The 19,508-nt window shown below is 42.2% G+C and carries 8 protein-coding genes; 4 read left to right on the forward strand and 4 right to left on the reverse strand.

Features of this window, described 5'->3' with window-relative positions:
• Positions 1-93: 93 nt before the first annotated feature.
• From PAENI_RS15205 to PAENI_RS15215, 3 genes are all read right to left on the reverse strand, one after another.
• Positions 94-2,412 carry a glycoside hydrolase family 65 protein gene (locus PAENI_RS15205; RefSeq protein ID WP_149645872.1) on the reverse strand — a complete coding sequence of 773 codons (2,319 nt, stop codon included), beginning with the start codon at positions 2,410-2,412 and terminating at the stop codon, positions 94-96.
• A gap of 322 nt (positions 2,413-2,734) precedes the next feature.
• Positions 2,735-3,391 (reverse strand): beta-phosphoglucomutase, encoded by a 657-nt coding sequence (gene pgmB / locus PAENI_RS15210; RefSeq protein ID WP_149645873.1) that lies wholly within the window; start codon positions 3,389-3,391, stop codon positions 2,735-2,737.
• Between the two features lie 223 nt (positions 3,392-3,614).
• Positions 3,615-4,661: a LacI family DNA-binding transcriptional regulator gene (locus tag PAENI_RS15215; RefSeq protein WP_042186323.1), complete on the reverse strand. Its 1,047-nt coding sequence runs from the start codon at positions 4,659-4,661 to the stop codon at positions 3,615-3,617.
• Positions 4,662-5,405: 744 nt separating this feature from the next.
• Here PAENI_RS15215 and PAENI_RS15220 point away from each other — a divergent pair.
• Positions 5,406-13,127, forward strand: a complete 7,722-nt coding sequence (locus PAENI_RS15220) for a pullulanase (RefSeq protein WP_149645874.1) — start codon at positions 5,406-5,408, stop codon at positions 13,125-13,127.
• A gap of 169 nt (positions 13,128-13,296) precedes the next feature.
• Here PAENI_RS15220 and PAENI_RS15225 read toward each other — a convergent pair whose 3' ends face one another.
• Complete coding sequence (locus tag PAENI_RS15225; protein ID WP_042186327.1) at positions 13,297-15,042, reverse strand: alpha-glycosidase; 1,746 nt, start codon at positions 15,040-15,042, stop codon at positions 13,297-13,299.
• A 783-nt stretch (positions 15,043-15,825) separates the two neighbouring features.
• Here PAENI_RS15225 and PAENI_RS15230 point away from each other — a divergent pair.
• The 3 genes from PAENI_RS15230 to PAENI_RS15240 all read left to right on the forward strand — a co-directional run bounded on the left by PAENI_RS15230 (position 15,826) and on the right by PAENI_RS15240 (position 19,420).
• Positions 15,826-17,160: a sugar ABC transporter substrate-binding protein gene (locus PAENI_RS15230; RefSeq protein ID WP_149645875.1), complete on the forward strand. Its 1,335-nt coding sequence runs from the start codon at positions 15,826-15,828 to the stop codon at positions 17,158-17,160.
• Between the two features lie 107 nt (positions 17,161-17,267).
• On the forward strand, positions 17,268-18,581 hold the full coding sequence (locus PAENI_RS15235) for a sugar ABC transporter permease (protein WP_042125830.1): 1,314 nt from the start codon (positions 17,268-17,270) through the stop codon (positions 18,579-18,581).
• Positions 18,578-19,420 carry a sugar ABC transporter permease gene (locus PAENI_RS15240; RefSeq protein WP_149645876.1) on the forward strand — a complete coding sequence of 281 codons (843 nt, stop codon included), beginning with the start codon at positions 18,578-18,580 and terminating at the stop codon, positions 19,418-19,420. Before PAENI_RS15235 ends, PAENI_RS15240 begins: the two co-directional genes overlap by 4 nt.
• Positions 19,421-19,508 lie beyond the last annotated feature (88 nt).

Raw genomic sequence — 19,508 nt, forward strand, 5'->3', positions numbered from 1 at the left:
ATAATCACTCCTTATATAAGTTATCCATTTAGGAAAAAAATAAAGAGACCCTAAAAAGCTATTGGCTTCAAAGGGGTCTCTTGTGGTGTCGGTTTATACTGTGACGGAATTGCTGTCAGCAGTGATGCTGCTTAGTCCGTTCACGGTATATTCTTTGTCATAGATAGTAATAGAAGCTGGAATATCAGTTTCATTCGTAACCGTAACCTGTGCGTCCGAAACGCTTACTTTTAGACGGGAGCCGCGGAACATGATTTTGAAAGAGTACGCTGTCCAGTGACCTGGGTTCGATGGGCTCAGAGTCAGTCTGCCATCATGAACACGTAATCCGCCGAAGCCATGTACGATTGACATCCAAGTTCCGGCCATACTAGTGCTGTGTAAGCCGTCTTCGGTATCATTGTTATAGTTATCAAGATCCAGTCTTGAAGTACGCAAGTACATTTCATAAGCCTTATCCTTATATCCTAGTTCGCTGGCTAGAATAGAGTGGATACAAGGGGATAGGGAGGACTCATGAACAGTGATCGGCTCGTAAAAGTCGAAATTCCGTTTTTTGGTATCCAGATCGTAGCGGTCCCCTTGGAAATATAATCCCTGCAGAACGTCTGCTTGTTTAATGAAGCAAGAACGAAGGATACGATCCCAAGACCATTTTTGATTTAGCGGCAGGTTCTCAGCTGCCAGATCCTTGACTTGAATAATCTCTTTATCTAGGAAGCCATCTTGTTGCAAGAAGATACCCAGTTCTTCATCTGCAGGATAATACATTTTGGCAATGATATCATTCCATTTTGCAGTTTCGCTCTCTTGGAGTCCTAGTTTATCAACTAGTTCTGCATAGCGTGTGGATTCGTTCTTTTTCAGATAATCCAGAGCTTCTAAGGTATATTCCATAGTCCAGGAAGCCATCCGGTTGGTGTACCAGTTATTATTTACGTTATTTTCATATTCATTAGGTCCCGTTACGCCAAGCATCACGTATTTGTCTTTACGATTTGCATAGTGAACACGTTCTTCCCAGAAGCGGGAGATTTCCACCAGAACTTCAAGGCCATATTGACCAAGATAAGCTTTGTCTCCTGTGTAGTTCACATAGTTGTAAATCGCATAAGCAATAGCACCGTTACGGTGAATTTCTTCAAATGTAATTTCCCACTCATTGTGGCACTCTTCGCCATTCATTGTAACCATTGGGTACAATGCGCCTTTTGCGAAACCAAGCTTACGAGCATTTTCCTTAGCCTTCTCCAAATGCTTGTAACGGTAGATCAACAGGTTGCGAGCAATAGAGGAGTCTGCTGTACTGAGATAGAAGGGAACGCAATACGCCTCTGTATCCCAGTAAGTGCTGCCGCCGTATTTTTCACCTGTAAAGCCTTTAGGTCCAATGTTCAGACGGTCATCTTCACCATTGTAGGTTTGGTTTAGCTGGAAAATATTGAAGCGAATCGCTTGTTGTGCCGAAACGTCACCTTCAATAATGATGTCGCTTTCTTTCCATTTCTCTCTCCAAGCTTCTATTTGTTCTGTCAGAAGGGTTACAAAACCAGCTTCCTTAGCAGCTTGCAAAGCAGTTTGAGCGGCATCGACCAATTGTCCAAGACCGTGATTACGCGAGGTTACGTTAGCAACATATTTATAAATGACGACTTGATCGCCAGATTGTACGGATACATTCATTTTGCTGGCTACATATTTCTCTTGTTCAATGGCTTCAGCATCAGCGTTGACTTTCTCACCGTTGACAAGGATATCAAAAGCCATAGCAGAGGTTACATGGAAATCGAGCTTTTTAGTCTTAAGGGTGAGGTGTCCACCTTCAGTGCCTGCTTGCTTCTCAACTTCATTCCAGAATTTCTCGTCGTAGTTGGAATCCTTGTTCTTCACGTCACCGTCGAGATAAGGAGTGATCGTAATCTTGCCTGAGAAATTCACAGGAATGATGGAGTAACGAATAGCACCGATTTCTTGACGAGTCATGCTGACGAATCGGATACTCTCAACTTTAACTTCCTTACCATCTTCGAGTGTGGCAGTGAAACAACGGGAAAGCGTACCTTCCTTCATGTTAAGAACACGACGGAAATCGGAAACCGTACATTTTGCCAGGTCTAAAGGAGTTCCTTCAATGTCGATATTAATACCGATCCAGTTCGTGCTGTTCAGTACTTTAGCAAAATATTCAGGATAGCCGTTCTTCCACCAGCCGACCCGTGTTTTGTCAGGATAGTAAACGCCCGCCATGTAGCTGCCTTGTAGGCTACTTCCACTATATTGCTCTTCAAAATTAGCTCGACCACCCATAAATCCGTTGCCAAGGCTAAATACACTTTCAGAGATTTCTTGTGTCTGTGGATCAAAGGATTCTTCAATAATGGACCATTCATCAATTGTTAAATATTGTTTCACGATAACCGGCTCCTTTAAATATGTTGTGGGGATATATAATGAACAAATCATTCTTCCATTAAAATTCCGGTGGTATAAGTGCGACTGCGAGGAATCTTTGGACTTTCGATCGCTGTTATAATCAGATTTCTATATTTTAGCCGCGTTTTGCGGATGAAATCTGATTATAAAGGCGAACGCTACGCTTCTACAGTTCCAAAATTCCTCTCCGTCACCTCATCACCAGAAATCTAATGATTAATACTTAGTTCATTTGATTGTAGGTTAGATGTAGCAGGGCGAATCACATTAACACTTTCAGTTGATTAATGTTCGTTAGACTTTAAGCAAAAGATTTTTTGAGTTGTGACACACTCATATGAGCGAGCGATGGAACAACGATGTTCGCCGCATTGAGCGTTTCCGGTGAACCAATACCAACGCTGAACATTCCAGCACGCGACGCAGCTTCAATTCCTGCTTCTGCATCTTCGAAGACAACACAGTGTTTAGGATCAGCGCCAAGTGCTCTAGCTCCTAAAAGAAAAACTTCCGGATCAGGTTTAGCAGCACTTGTGTGTGTGCCATCGATGATTGCATCAAAGTAAGGGGTCAATCCGGTATTATTTAATATCGTCATTGCGTTCTTACTAGCAGAACCGAGGGCAACTTTGATGCCATTCTCACGGCACTCTTTCAGAAAATCAAGTGCACCTGGCAAAATCTCTGAGCTGTCCATTTTCGCAATATATTCGACATATCGATTATTCTTTTGTTCCGCAAGCTTAGCTTTCTCTTCTTCATCGATAGTTAGTCCGCCGATTTCCAGCAAAATATTTAGCGAGGCAGTTCTGCTAACTCCTTTAAGGCGTTCGTTATCTTGTTCTGTGAAGAGAAACCCTAATCCATCTGCAAGCTCTTTCCATGCGATATAATGGTATTTGGCAGTATCAACGATAACACCATCCAAATCGAACAAGCAGGCTTTAATTTCCGTCATTGTAGTACCTCCTAAAATTTGTGACAGTATCGTGATCCATTGGGTAATCGTATCTGAATTTGCTTTCAATTCGTATAAGCTTTGCTAAAGATGTTAAGTTTATCTTAACCTCAGATTCGAATATTCACCCTGAAAAGAACTGGATCAAGAAGTTTTAGTAATTTAGCGCAAACGTTTGTACAGATTTTCAAAAAATAAATGAAGCGTTGATCGCTTCACTTATTCATTCGGTTTTGTTCTTAGCATGTGAGTACATGGATGACTCTCTCACGATCAAGCGATGTGGAATAACAAATCGGTTTGTATAACCAGCATCGTGATTCGGACTCTTGATATTCTGAATAAGTACCTGAGATGCAGTGTAGCCAAGATGATAAATTCCAATATCAATACTACTGATCGGAGGGCTGGATAATTCAGATAATGGAATATTGTTAAAGCTCACAATAGCGAGATCGTCAGGCACTTTGTATTTCAGCTCATTCAATCCACGTAAAATTCCGAACGATACCATATCATCCACTGCAACTAGAGCAGTAGGCCGATTAGGCAAATTCATGAAAAAAGACATCGCTCTATATCCGCTATCCTGTAGAAATTCACCTTCTACAATCCATTCATCACGCATTTCAAGACCGCTATTCAGCAGTGCTTTACGGTATCCTGCGAGACGATCGCGAGAAACAATTAGATTAGGCGGTCCACTTACGAAGCCAATACGTTCATGACCCATTGAAATGAGGTGGTTTGTAGCATCATATGCTGCCATCACATTATCGTTATCGACAGATAAAATATTCTCATATCGATCACTTCGGCCTACCAGTACGAATGGATAATCGTTACTCTCTAGAAAATCAATAACAGCATCATCTGTACGAGAGTAAAGCAGAATAACACCATCTACTCGACGACCCTTTAGAAGTCTTGAAACGGCTTCCAATTCTTCCTTCTCGTTTGCTCCGGAGCTAATTAACACGTCGTAGCCGGAACGGCTAGCTTGTGTAACGATCCCTCGGATTAATTCCATAAAAAATAGATTTGAGAACAGCTCTTCAGCTGGTTTAGGAAGACTGAAGCATATGCTATTTGTAGTTTTCGATACTAGACTCTTAGCCATCATGTTAGGTGTATAGCCCATATCTTCCATAATAGCTTTGACCTTGCGGGAAGTTTCCAGGCTGATTCTGGGGTGATTGGACAATACCCGGGATACCGTGGAGGGAGATACTCCCGCTTTCTTGGCCACATCCTTAATGGTAACTGTCATAGAAACCTCCTTATGGAACCGTTTGCTTTACACAGTAATATTAATCTAAGAGTTCTAAATTGTAAATAGATAAAGTCATTTGGAAGGGCAATATTGCTACTTTTGGAAAGAGTATTAGAAATTTATGTGTAAAATTGTTTGTTTTCACCAAAAAAGTATGAATGATTTAGCAAGATTGATCTTAATATGTATAAAAGATATCCAATTTCTTCGAGAGGAGCATTTCGTAAATGCAAACGTGTGGCTTAAATTTTTTGGAACAATTCGATTCGAGGAATGGAATTAGAGAGACATTCAAAAAAAGGGATAAATCCTAAATGGGATTATCAGGTTTACTTTTCTTTATTTTTACTTTTATGATAATTTGAGTTCGTTAAACACATAAAAATACTGGTTGACAATACCATAAATACAGCATTAGTATGTAAATCAAAATATAGCAAGCGTTTACATTGGGCGATTTTGGATCGATATCAATTGTGTTAAGGAATGAATTTTATGTACTTAGGTTTGTGCACGACTATTTGCAAACGTTTGCACTAAATTCATGGTTTTGGTGTTGATCTTTAACTTTGATGGGAGGATGATGCTGTTAATCCGGTTTGACGAGCCGCACACATAGACCTTCTCCAACCACAGAAGGAAGACGCATGATTTCATAACCTCAGAATAATTGGCGGGGTTCGAGAAATTATGTATCCGCTTGCACAAAGAGAATTCATAATTATGGGAGGTTTTACAAAAATGAAAATAAATTTATGGGGTAAGAGGACGTTCGCGATCTTCATGATCGTTGCTCTTGTGTTCTCCAGTCTCGGCTTACACCCAGTTAAGGTTTCAGCAGAAACGACAAAGGTAGTTTTGGTCGGTGATTTGCAATCACAGTTTATTTCTACTGGGGCGGAAAATCCCGGCAAGGATTGGGATGAGACATCAGTAGTCACTCAAATGACTTACTCAGGCGATGGTCTTTATTCTTTTACTGGAACACTGCCAGCGAAAGAATATAATTACAAGGTTGCTCTGAATGATAGTTGGGATGAGAACTATGGATTTGCAAAGTATACAAACCCTCAAGGGAAAAATGATGGAGAGAATATCCACATAAAGTTAGAAGAAGAAACGACTGTAACCTTTTATTATAATGACATCACTCATAAAATAGCTGATTCTACGTATTACACGCCAATTACGCCTAAATTGACAGGAAACCTGCCAGCAGAGGCGTTGTCCACATTAACAGATCCTGATTTTGATGGTGTGTACAGTACAGTTGTTACTGTGCCTCAGGGAGATTACACATATAAGGTTTCTGTTCCAGGAGCCACAGAAGCAGAGGATATGTCTTATCCAGAAAGCGATCTAGCGTTGAGCCTACCGTTAGATCTTAAGGTAACCTTCAAGTACAATACTGCAGATCACAGTGTGACCGCAGAATATAAAATCCCTACTGAACCTGTAGAGGTTACACCTGTTCCAGCAGGGCACATTCGTGTTCACTACAAAGCTAGTGATTACACCGATAAGGGATTGTGGTTATGGGGTGATGTTGTAAATCCTTCTGATGATTGGGCTATGGGTGCGACCCCTTTCCCTGAAGGACAAATGGATTCCTATGGTGCATATGTTGATGTGCCGATTAAGGATGGGGCTAAGAAAATCTCATTTATTGCACTTCAGCGTGCAAGTGGTGCTAAAGATGGAGGAGATAAGAACTTCTCGATTAATACTCCACAAACTAATGAAGTATGGATCACAGAAGGCTCTGATGTAGTTACGCCTTATGAACCGGTCAAGCTTCCGGCAAATACCGTTCGGATCCATTATATGAGATCAGATTCCAATCAAAGTCAGTATGGATTATGGTTGTGGGAAGATGTTGCAGTTTCACTTAAGGATTGGCCTAAAGATGCAGTTCCATTCCAAGCAGATCAAGTAGGTCGCTTTGGTGCTTATATTGATATTCCATTGAAAGAAGCTGCGAAAAAAATTGGGTTTCTCGTAGTGAACCCGTTGAATGGCGATAATAAAGACGGCGGTGACAAAGGATTTACTCTACTGGATCGTTACAATCAGCTGTGGATAAAAGAAGGAGACAACAATGTATATGTTTCACCATTTGGTGAAACACCTATCGGTTTAGTATCTGCTGAAGTGTTGTCGACGAGCAAAATCCTTCTTGGTTTCACGTTAACTGACGGCTTGGATGCAGCAGCATTGAAGAATGAGATTACCGTTAAAGATAAAGACGGTGTTGCTATTCCTGTATCGGCTGTAACCATTACTAGCAAAACTTCAATTGAAGTTGATACAAAAGCCTTTGATCTGGATAAAGTTCCGCTTAGCGTTACTTATTCAGGCAAAACGGTCTCTGCGGCTAGTGGTTGGAGAATGCTTGATGAAATGTACAATTATACAGGAGATGATCTAGGGGCTACGTACAACGCTGACAAAACAGCCACGTTAAAATTGTGGGCTCCTAAAGCTAGCTCGGTTGTCGTAAATGTGTACGATAAGAATGACTCCAACGTGCTTGTGGGCAGTGTTGACTTAACGAGTGGAGATCAAGGGGTCTGGTCGGTTGATTTGAAGCCGACTGATTTGACAGGCACGACTACAAACGATGTAAGAGGATTCTTTTATCAATATGAAGTGACGAATGACGGTGTAACCAATAAGGTCCTTGATCCTTATGCTAAATCAATGGCGGTATTTACTATGGATACCACAGGTGCAGCTGGTGCTGGCGGGGATACAGTCGGTAAAGCGGCTATCGTTGATTTAAGCCAGACGAACCCGGATACCTTTGGTTATGCAGATATTAAAGGCTACGAAAAACGCGAGGACGCAATCATTTATGAAGTCCACGTCAGAGACTTTACATCCGATGTATCGATCGAAGATAGTCTGAGTGGCGAAAGATGGGGCTCTTACAGCGCCTTTGAAAAGAAGCTCGATTATATTAAATCTCTCGGTGTAACTCATATTCAATTGCTTCCTGTAATGGCTTGGTATTACGGGGACGAAACGAAGATGGGGACTAGAGAAACAGATTATTCCGCTAAAAACAATGAATACAACTGGGGATATGATCCTCACAACTACTTCTCTCCAGATGGTGCTTATTCGCAGAAACCTGCTGATCCTGAGGAGCGGATTAAAGAATTAAAAGGATTGATTGACGCCGTACATGAAGCTGGAATGGGTGTCATTCTGGATGTAGTGTACACACATATGGCTAAAAAAGAATTTTTAAACGACATCGTACCTAATTACTACGCATTCCAAGATGCAAATGGCAACTTTATCGGAGGTTTCGGAAACAATCTGGCCACTAACCATAAAATGGCTGAGAAACTGATGGTAGATTCCGTGAAATACTGGTTTGAAGAGTACAAGATAGATGGAATGCGCTGGGATATGATGGGCGATGCGACAGCAGAGGCTGTTCAGAATGCTTATGATGCCGCGGCAGCAATAAATCCGAAGGCACTTTTTATCGGTGAAGGCTGGAGAACATTCGGCGGTGCCGCAGCCGATCCTTCCCTTGCTGGAAAAGGGGCAGATCAGGACTGGATGGATAAAACGGATAGCGTCGGTGTTTTCTCTGATGAATTCCGTAATGAATTGAAATCTGGTTATGGTTCCGAAGGTCAACCTAGATTTATTACAGGCGGAGCGCGTCCAATAGCGACAATCTTTAACAATATTAAGGCGGAGCCCTCAAATACGCCTGCTGATGATCCAGGTGATATCGTTCCGTACATCGAAGCGCATGATAACCTGACGCTGCACGATGTTATTGCACAAACGATCAAGAAAGATCCTGCCATTGAGAAGAATGAGCTTGAAATCCAGAAACGGATTAGACTTGGAAACATGCTTGTTCTAACCTCCCAAGGCACTGCCTTCATTCATGCAGGCCAGGAATATGGGCGTACCAAGCAATGGAATAGCACTTCGATTCCTCAGGATAAATACACTGAAATGTTTGATAGTGAAGGCAAATCCTTTGGTTATTTTATTCATGATTCGTATGATTCTTCGGATGCTGTCAACATGTTTGATTGGACTAAAGCAACGGATGAATCACAATTCCCAGTACAGAATACGACAAGAAAATATACGTCAGGTCTGATGGAATTGAGAAAGTCTACCGATGCATTCCGATTGGGCGACAAGGATCTGGTTGATTCCAATGTTAACCTAATTCCTGCACCAGAAATGAAGACCGATGATCTTGTCATTGGCTATTCAAACAAAGCTACTGATGGCACAGGTATCTATTATGTCTTCATGAATGGCGATAGCACAGCTAGAACTCTGACTTTATCGGAGGATTTGACGAGTGGTCAGGTGCTTGTTGACAATGATGAAGCTGGTGTTACTGCGGTTAGTCAACAGAGTGGTTTCATTTTAAATGCTAATTCAATCAAGCTAGATCCTTTGACTGCAGTAATTATCAAAATGGAAGCTGAAGCCGCTACGCTTACTTCTATAGAGACCGATAGTGCAAGCTACACGCTGGCAGCAGGCAATACGCATCAAACAGCTGTTTTTGCGAAGTACGACGACAACAGCAGAAGAAATGTTACGCAATTGGCTACTTACACTTCCAATAAGCCTGAAGTGGCTACAGTAACCAATAAAGGTCAAGTGAAGGCAATTGGTAATGGAACAGCTGTAATTACCATTACTTATGGCGGTATTTCTACAACCGTTACAGTTAAGGTTACGGATAAGAGATATGTTCTGTTCACTTATACCCGTAGTGATAAGGATTATAAGGATTGGAACATCTGGGTCTGGAATACAGGAGTTAAAAATGATCAGATTGATTTTACAACCTTTAAGAATGGCACAGCGAGTGTTTTGATTGAGGTTGCTGAGAATGCGACAAGTGTAGGGTTCGTCCTTCGTAAAGGTACCGATTGGTCGATTAAGGACCCCTACGGGGATGACCGTATCATTCCGCTGACGCCTGGTGAATTATTCACTAAAGTGAATGTAACTAGCGGGGTGAAGGAGTTTGATATCAAACCAAGTATTAGCGGTCCTATCCTTAAGGATGGAACGATTACTTTTAGATATCGCGATGATGCCTTGTTCCGTAATGGAAATATGGAAGCGATCACGGCTGCTAAAGTAAAAGTGAATGGAAAAACATATCCAATGGTTTATGATTCCGCTAACGAGTGGTTCACTTACACTTTGACTGATTTAGTAGAAGGTACGTATAAGTATACGTTCTTGATCACGAAAAACGGAATCACTACTGAATTTACAGATCCTAAGAATACAGTGAATGATGAATCTATTGTTGTGTATCATATTCCTGACGTTAAGATTACGACATCCGTGAATCCGGAAGCAGTTACATCTAATCAGAATGCGGTTGTAACCATCAATGTAGTGACTTCAGAAGAGGTAACATATTCAGAGGGATACATGGATTTAACCAATCTTGGTGGACCAAGCAAAGTTAAGTTGGATACGGGGCTGATGAAACAGACAGTTGCTGTGAAGGACACGGTGTCAGCGGGGATCAAAAATATTCCGATTACGCTCGTGGACCAGTACGGAAATTCACATAAAGAAAATGCTAAACTCGAGGTAAAAGCGAGAACCTACACAGGAGATAAGCTGGATTTTGATTGGGATGAGGCTCGTATATACTTCGCGCTTACAGACCGCTTCAAAGACGGAGATCCAACAAATAATGAGAATGTAGATAAAGATCAACTGGAAGCATACCACGGTGGTGATTTCCGAGGAATGATCGACAATCTCGATTATTTGCAAGAACTTGGTATTAACACGCTTTGGATTACGCCAATTGTAGATAATATTGATTTTAATAAAGGTGATGGCTTCAAACAATACGGATATCATGGCTATTGGGCCAAGGACTTTACAAAGCTCGACGAGCATCTTGGTGATATGGAGACCTTCAAGGAATTGATCGAAAAGGCACATGACAAGGGCATCAAGATCATGGTCGACGTTGTACTCAATCATACGGGCTACGGTTTAAAGGCTGAGGATAAAGAGCCGACGATTACAGCTGAGGATAAAGCACGTTTTGAAGGAATGCTTCGTACGGATGGTGTATCCGCGGATACAGATCCAATCAAAGGCGAGCTTGCAGGCTTGCCGGATTTCAAAACGGAAGATCCAGCCGTTCGTGAAAAAATTATCGCTTGGCAAACAGGGTGGTTAGATAACGCTCGGACGGAACGTGGAGACACGATTGACTATTTCCGTGTGGATACAGTCAAACATGTAGAAGATACAACTTGGAAAGCATTTAAAAATGCACTGACTTCAATTGATCCAAACTTCAAAATGACCGGTGAATACTTTGGCGGAACCATTGATAGCAATGGTGGAATGCTCGAAACAGGCCAGATGGACGGACTGCTTGATTTTGGATTTAATGATGCTGCGAAAGACTTTACTGATGGTAAAGTTAACAGTGTTGATTCCTATTTGCAGGAACGAGAGTTAAAGATTGATAACACGAAGATGATGGCTCAATTCCTGAGTAGTCATGATGAGGATGGCTTCTTGTCTAATTATGTGGATGGAGATAAAGGCAAGCTGAAGATCGCAGCCGCTCTGCAAATCACAGCCAAGGGACAGCCAGTCATTTACTACGGAGAAGAACTGGGGAAATCGGGCAAAAATGCAGGAGACATGTCTAAAGGTGAGTTCAGTGAGAACCGTAAAGATATGCCTTGGGATCAGTTGACTGCAGAAAAGCCACTTCATGATCATTATCAGAAGCTGTTGAATATCCGTGCAAAATACTCCAAAGTGTATTCCAAAGGGACGCGCACGAAGCTGGCAGGTTCAGATGATTTAGGTTATTTAGCCTTCAATAAGTCTTACGATAATGAGAACGTCGTGACGGTTATTAACACTAAGACAAGTGAGGAATCCGCAACGATTCCGGTACCGTTTGCTGCCAATTCATCTGTGAAGGATGAGTACAGCGGTAAAACATACACGGTATCCGAAGATCAAAAAGTAATCATTGATCTACCAGGTAGAGATGATGGGGGTACGGTTATTCTGGTAGAGGCATCGGATGTAACACCGACACCAACACAAACGGCGTCACCAGAGGCAACTCCGACACCAACAGTGTCGCCAGAAGCAACACCGACACCAACGAAGACACCAGAAGCAACGCCAACACCAACGAAGACACCAGAAACAACACCAACACCAACAGTGTCGCCAGAAGCAACACCGACACCAACAGTGACACCAGAAGTAACACCAACACCAACGCCGTCGCCTGAAGTGACAAATTCACCAACTTCTGGAAGCGTGGCAGTTAGCCCAACAACTCCTGCTGATATGCAAGTTGTCAGTGAGGATAGCTTAAAGAACGTGAAAGAGGGTAAGGTAGAGATTGTTATTGCTGCAGGTAAGACAGCGGTATTGTTACCGTTGCAAGCAGCTAAAACATTGGGATCTAATGATCTAGTATTTAAAGTGGGGGATCTATTAGTTACTATCCCTAACAAACTGTTAAGCACAATACCAAGTTTAGCTTCAGGTGTGGATGCGGAAGGTGCTCAAATCCTGTTGGAGCTGAAACCATTGGTCCAGTCTGCTACAAAAGCATTAGTCGATGGTTTAAACAAAGAGGTGGGGACCGTAACTTCGCTTTCCGATGTGTTTGAACTGAGACTTAGCATTCTGAAGAAAGATGGTACCCGGATTGTAGTTAAGAAGTTCGATGAGCCAATCACGATATCGTTTAAGATTAAAGGTCAATCGAATAAAGATCTATTGGGGATCTACTATTTAGGCGATAATGGCGAGCTTGAGTACGTAGGTGGACAGCTGAATGGAGATGTGATATCTACACAAGTCACGCACTTTAGTAAATATGCCGTATTAGAGATTGTGAAGTCGTTTGAGGATGTTCCAACTACTTATTGGGCATTCCATGCGATTCAGTCTCTTGCTGCAAAACAAATTGTTTCAGGAGTTACGACAACCGAATTTAATCCGAAGAGCAATGTTAGTCGTGCGGAATTTACCGCATTACTAGTTCGTGCACTTGGTTTAAATGCGGAAGGGCCGGTTCAATTTACTGATATCAAGTCAGATGCATGGTATTCATCATACGTAGCAACAGCTTCTAAGCTGGGCATTGTTAGTGGTCGAAGCAAGGATACTTTTGCGCCGAATGCTTCCATTACCCGTGAGGAAATGGCTATCATGGTGATCCGTGCGCTTGAAGTGAAGTCTGGTAAGAAGATCGAACCAGCAGTGGGTGTCACGACATTTGCAGATGCATCTAGCATTAGCAAGTGGGCAGATAGCTACGTGAAGACAGCAGCAGGTCTAGGGCTTCTCCAAGGCAGAGAGAACAATCAATTTGCTCCAAAAGGATGGATGACCCGCGCCGAAAGCGCACAGATTATTTATACGCTACTGAGCAAGTAAAACTGGACTTCGGTGTGCTGATTGTTAGTGCACCGAAGTATTAGTAGTTGGCTAGTAATGTGAAAGTCATTCTTAGTCATCTCTAATAGAAAACAGGGTATCCCACAGCTATCATAGCTAGTGAGATACCCTGTTTTGTTATGTTTTATACTGCCAAAGGCATTTAAATCTAGTTGATTGCTTTAAGTATAGCGAAACCATAAGCAGGCATCTTCACGTTCAGCTTGCCACGCTCAGCACGCACTGTATCGGCCGTGAACAAGTTCTCCCAATTTCGCTCGTCTACGTCAATACGGAACGTTTGAGCGGTCTCTTCGCTATTGATCAGTACAACTATAGTCTCAAGATCCAATCGGCGCTCGTAGGCTATCTTACTGCCTTGTCGACCTGCCTCTAAGAAAGTAAATGTCCCCGTACGAAGTGCAGGTTGCTCATTGCGGATTTGAATGAGCTGACGGTAGAATTCGAACAGATCACGATCCTGCTTCTCAGGGTTCCACTCCATGCATTTACGACAACCTGGATCACCTTCACCGTCCATTCCGAACTCGTCGCCATAATAGATACAAGGAGTACCCATAAAGGTGAACTGGAATAGTGCAGCTAATCGCATTTTATTTTTGTCCCCAGCAGCCAGCGTGAGTAAGCGTGGAGTGTCATGACTATCTAACAGATTGAAGGCAACTTCACTTGCTTGCAGTGGGTAGCGCGATAACTGTCTACCAATAGAGTTGGCAAACCCCTCTGCATCAAGGTTACCATGAACAAAAAAGTCTAAGACAGCATCAGTGAAGGGATAGTTCATGACGGCATCGAATTTATCACCCTCCAGCCACGGAGCAGACTCATGCCAGATTTCTCCAAGAATGTAGGCCTCCGGATTAGCGCGCTTTACCACCTTGCGGAATTCACGCCAGAAATCATGATCTACTTCATTGGCTACGTCGAGGCGCCAACCATCGATTCCAACTTCTGTAATCCAGAATTCAGCGACCTTCAGTAAGTACTCTTTAACTTCAGGATGTTCGGTATTAAGCTTTGGCATATGTGGTTCAAAGGCAAAAGTATCATAAGTAGGAATCCCGTTTACAACTTGAAGCGGAAACTCACGAATATGGAACCAGTCTTTGTAAATAGAGTCTTCTCCCTTTTCCTGAACATCTAAAAATGGAGCGAAGGTTCCACCGGAGTGGTTGAATACTGCGTCTAACAGCACACGAATACCACGTTTATGGCAGAGGTCGACGAGTTTTTTTAACGTTGCAATATCCCCGAAATGCGGATCAACTTTCATGTAATCTTCTGTATCGTATTTATGATTAGTAGTTGCAGTGAAGAGTGGTGTGAAATAAATAGCATTGATGCCAAGCTCGTTAAGATGATCCAGATGATCAATAACCCCTTGCAGATCGCCGCCAAAAAAGTTGGTTGGTGTTGGCTCTGCTCCCCATGGCTGAACATCTTTTGGATCAAGGCTAGGGTCGCCATTTGCAAAGCGTTCAGGGAAGATCTGATAGAAAACAGCATCCTTTACCCAGGCAGGTGGAGTGAACACATCAACAGGGTTAATAAATGGGAACTCGAAAAGCTTGTTTGGATTTTCTGGCCGGTTCGTTTGAAAATCATTTTCGGTCATCCAAACCTTCTCGTTATCCTTTTGCAGTAAGAATCCGTATTTCAATCGGCGATAGATGGGAACTGAAGCACATTCCCAATAATCGAACATCGCATCAGAGGTGAAGAGGGTCATGGGAATTAGCTCTTTCGTGGTATCCCAAGTGTACTTATCCCCTGCAAAAGCAAATACTTCTGTTAAATCCCCTTTTTTAGCGCGGAGGCGTAAGTGAATCGTACTCTCATTATAGGCATAAGACCAATTTAACCGCGGGCGATGGTACACAGCTTCCAGTAACATGAATAAGTCCTCCTAAAGTTTTGTAAGCGATACTTCCCTGACCAGCTTCGGCAAAACTAACTCGAAAGTATACGCTTAAGTTTTGTGAGCGATACTTTCCCGAACAATTCACCACAGCGCGTGGGGTTTAGAATGTCGCTATTGTTATTGGTTGCACAGTTTTTTATGCAACATGCGCAAATGATGAGACAAACTTGCACATAACAAAGAGGCACAACCGCCGCGAAGTAGCTTGTCCGAGGTTGTACCTTTCATAAGTAACATTGCCTTTTAGTTATATAGAACAGGAGGCATGTTGGGTTGCCTCTTAACGATTTGGATTATAGCATGGAATAAAAGGGCTTTCAATACTCTTGTTCAAACCATTGCACAAATTTTCACTTGAGTATATGAGCGTTTCTACTGCCCGATAATTGTAAATCTACTGGAAAAGTGAATTTGTGGTATATCAGGGGCAAATAAAATAGCAATTCCATTTTTAAACACATGAAATATCGATTAATTAAAAGATATCATGTGAAAAATGGAGATAAATGCCTATATTGTTTATCAATTAATGGAAAATGGTCAAATATGGTATGTGCAAACGTTTTTAAAAACAAACGATACTGTTGTATGATGTATTCATGAATGAAGCGCTTTCTTGATCTGCTAAATGCAGCTTTAGAAGGAGTGAGCTAAAAGAATAACTTTTTTTTTAGCTTTACTGAAATCGTTTGCGCAAGTTTCTGCTCTACTATTTTATCATCTTATGCTTTTTTAAAATTGGGAGGGGTTAAAGTAATGAAGTTAAAAAAAGTGATGGTTATCACCGCTGCTGTCTCTATGGCACTGTCCGTTACAGCGTGTGGTTCGAGTAACAATGGGAATGCCGGGGGTAACAACGCAGCAAAAGCTACTAATGCTGCTAATAACACTACAGAGACTGCAGCGCCAGAGGGCACAGATGCAGCAGCGACAGATGAGATTGTACCTGAAGATGGAGCGACTCTAGTTGTATGGGAAAGTAAGGAAGAAAGACCATTCGCAGACGAAATTGCTAAGCAGTTCACAGCAAAATATAACGTTCCAGTCAAGATTGAAGAGTTGGCACCACCAGATCAAGTAACTAAACTTACGCAAGATGGTCCTTCAGGATTAGCAGCAGACGTTGTTCTTATCCCTCACGACAACTTAGGTAAAGCGGCAAGTGCGAGCTTGGTTCTTCCTAATGACGTCTTCGGTGAAGAAACAAAAGCTAGCAATACTGAAGCTTCGATTATCGGATCTTCGTACGAAGGCGAATTGTATGGCTACCCAAGAGCAGCAGAAACTTATGCATTGTTCTACAATAAATCACTCGTTAAAGAAGCACCTAAGTCTTTCGACGATGTTCTTGCATTCAGCAAAACATTCACAGATAAATCCAAGAACAGATACGGAATTATGTGGGAAGTAGGAAACCTGTACTTCAACTACATGTTTATCGCTTCCGATGGTGGATATCTGTTTGGTAAGGACGGTACAGATAAAAATGATATCGGACTTGCTAATGACGGAGCTGTTGCAGGACTTAAAGAATTCGCGAAAATGAAAGAAGCATTGCCAATTAAGAGCGGTGATATCAATAGTGATATCAAACGCAGCTTGTTCAACTCAGGTGATGTAGCGATGGATATCACAGGTCCTTGGGAGCTTGGAGGATACAAAGCAGCTCTTGGAGATAACCTTGGTATCGCACCGATCCCTACAGTAAATGGCAAAACAGCTATCACATTCTCTGGTATCAAAATTTTCGCAGTTAACTCGTTTACTCAATATCCGAATGCTGCTAAATTGTACGCTCATTTTGCTTCAAGTAAAGATGCTCAATTGCTACTGAACAAAACGATCGGTTCTGTTCCTACAAACAACGAAGCGCTTCTTGATCCGCAAATTGTAAATGATCCATTCGTATCCGCTTTTGCAGCACAAGCTAAGAGCTCCCAGCCTATGCCTTCCATTCCTGAAATGGGTAACGTATGGAGTCCTGTAAACGCAGCACTTCCAGAAATTTGGGATAAGAATGCAGATCCAAAAGCTGCAATGGACAAAGCCGTACAACAAATCAAAGATTTGAATAACGGTGCAGCTCAATAAGGATCATAATTTACAGTCTTAACAGCATACAGTGAATCAAGCTGCCCGTCGCATGATTAGCGGTGGGCAGCTTCTTATTTTCACTCGGAGAGGAGAACGGAAGCGAAATGCAGCGACATCGCACGAGGGCCGCAGTACTGTCGACGATTTTCATGGGATTGGGACAAATATATAACCGCCAATTCATCAAAGGAATCATGTTTTTAGTTGTAGAAGCCGCCGCTGTTTATTATTTTATTCAGAATCTTGCTACTGCTTTATGGGGGTTTGTCACACTAGGAGAAAACCCTAGCCGTTTGGTAAAAGTAAAAGGCATCGCTAAGATGGTAGCTGGGGATCACTCGATCTATATTTTGATTCAAAGCTTGATTACCATTCTAATGCTTATCATCATCATCCTCGCTTGGTATTTGAACATTAAAGATGCTTATAAGACTGGAGAGAAACGCGATAACGGTCTTCAGGCAAACACCTTTAAACAAAGTGTTCGCTATATACTGGATTATAAGTTCGCTCAGACGTTCTTGGTCTTGCCGGGTATTGGTGTTCTATTCTTTACGATCATGCCAATCATCTTCATGATCCTGCTAGCGTTTACGAACTATTCCGCACCTGATCATCTTCCACCCGCTAAATTGGTGGACTGGGTTGGATTTCAGACCTTCCGAAATTTATTAGTTCTCAAAACATGGAGCCACACTTTTTATGGTGTATTAACATGGACGATTATATGGGCAGTTCTTTCAACGATTACTACATATTTCGGAGGACTATTGGTAGCCTTATTGGTGAGCCAAAAAGGTATTCGTTTCAAAGGAATGTGGAGAGTTATTCTGATTGTGCCTTACGCAGTACCACAGTTAATCTCTTTGCTGCTCATGCGCAATTTATTTAACGGTCAATTCGGTCCGATCAACCAATACCTTGGGTATTTTGGAATGGGCGGATTACCATGGCTGACAGATCCATTCTGGGCTAAGGTTACCGTAATTATTGTTAACATGTGGGTTGGTATTCCAGTCTCGATGTTACTTATTATGGGCGTACTGACTACAATCCCTCGGGATATGTATGAAGCCGCTGAGGTGGATGGAGCATCAGGTTATCAGAAGTTCCGTATTGTTACGTTACCGATGGTATTGTTCTCCACAGCGCCTACTTTAATTACGCAATTCGCAGGTAACATTAACAACTTTAATGCGATCTTCCTATTAACAGGTGGTAGTCCTGTAAATGGTGATTATCAATATGCCGGTTCCACGGACTTGCTAGTAACCTGGCTATACAAATTAACACTTGATCAGAATAAAAACAACATGGCTTCGGCAATAGGGATTATTATCTTTATCATTGTTGCTTCATTCTCCCTGTACAATTACCGCCGGACGAAATCATTCAAAGAGGAGGATATGATCCAATGAGCAGAAAGATCGCGAACTATATTCGCTTAAGTGGTAGCTACATCATCTTGATTGCTTTGTCGATAGCGGCCCTCTATCCGGCCCTCTGGATTCTATTTGCTTCCTTCCGGCCTGGTAAATCACTGTACAGTAAATCGTTTATCCCTGAGCAATTCACCTTCGATCACTACAGAGAATTGTTCACGTCACCAAGCTATATGTTTGGAACTTGGTATGCGAATACATTGAAGATAGCTATATTCTCCATGCTTATCGGTGTAGTTCTTACCTTGTTAACCAGTTATGCTGTATCCAGATTCCGTTTTAAAGCGCGTAAAACAGCGTTATCTACGGTTCTGATCCTTGGTATGTTCCCTGGCTTTATGAGTATGATTGCCATTTATATGCTCCTTAAGGAGTTTAATTTGCTGGATACGCATATTGCCTTGATTATCGTTTATGCAGCCGGGGCACCGCTGGGGGGAACCTTTATCGCCAAAGGTTTCCTCGACACGATTCCTCGTTCTTTGGATGAGGCGGCTCGAATAGACGGGGCGAGCAATTTCGGGATCTTTATGCGAGTTATTCTTCCCTTGTCACGCCCTATGATCACTTACATGGCACTGACTCAATTTGTCGGTCCTTGGGTGGATTTCATATTCGCCAGACTTATTTTGCGGACGAAGGAGAACTGGACCGTCGCAGTCGGAATGTGGGATATGGTTAACACGAACCAAAATACTAACTTTACCTTATTCTCTGCCGGTGCTGTTCTGATCTCTATCCCGATTATGATTTTGTTTGTATTCTTGCAACGTCTGCTTGTTGATGGATTGACTGCAGGAGCTAGTAAGGGGTAACAATTTCGCTTCATACTAAAGAATGAACTGGGTACAGCCTTTGTACAGAAATGGAAGGCTGTACCCTTATTCCATTATAGGGAGTGAA

It is taken from the genome of Paenibacillus sp. B2(2019), from assembly GCF_008370385.1.
Lineage (GTDB): Bacteria > Bacillota > Bacilli > Paenibacillales > Paenibacillaceae > Paenibacillus_AQ.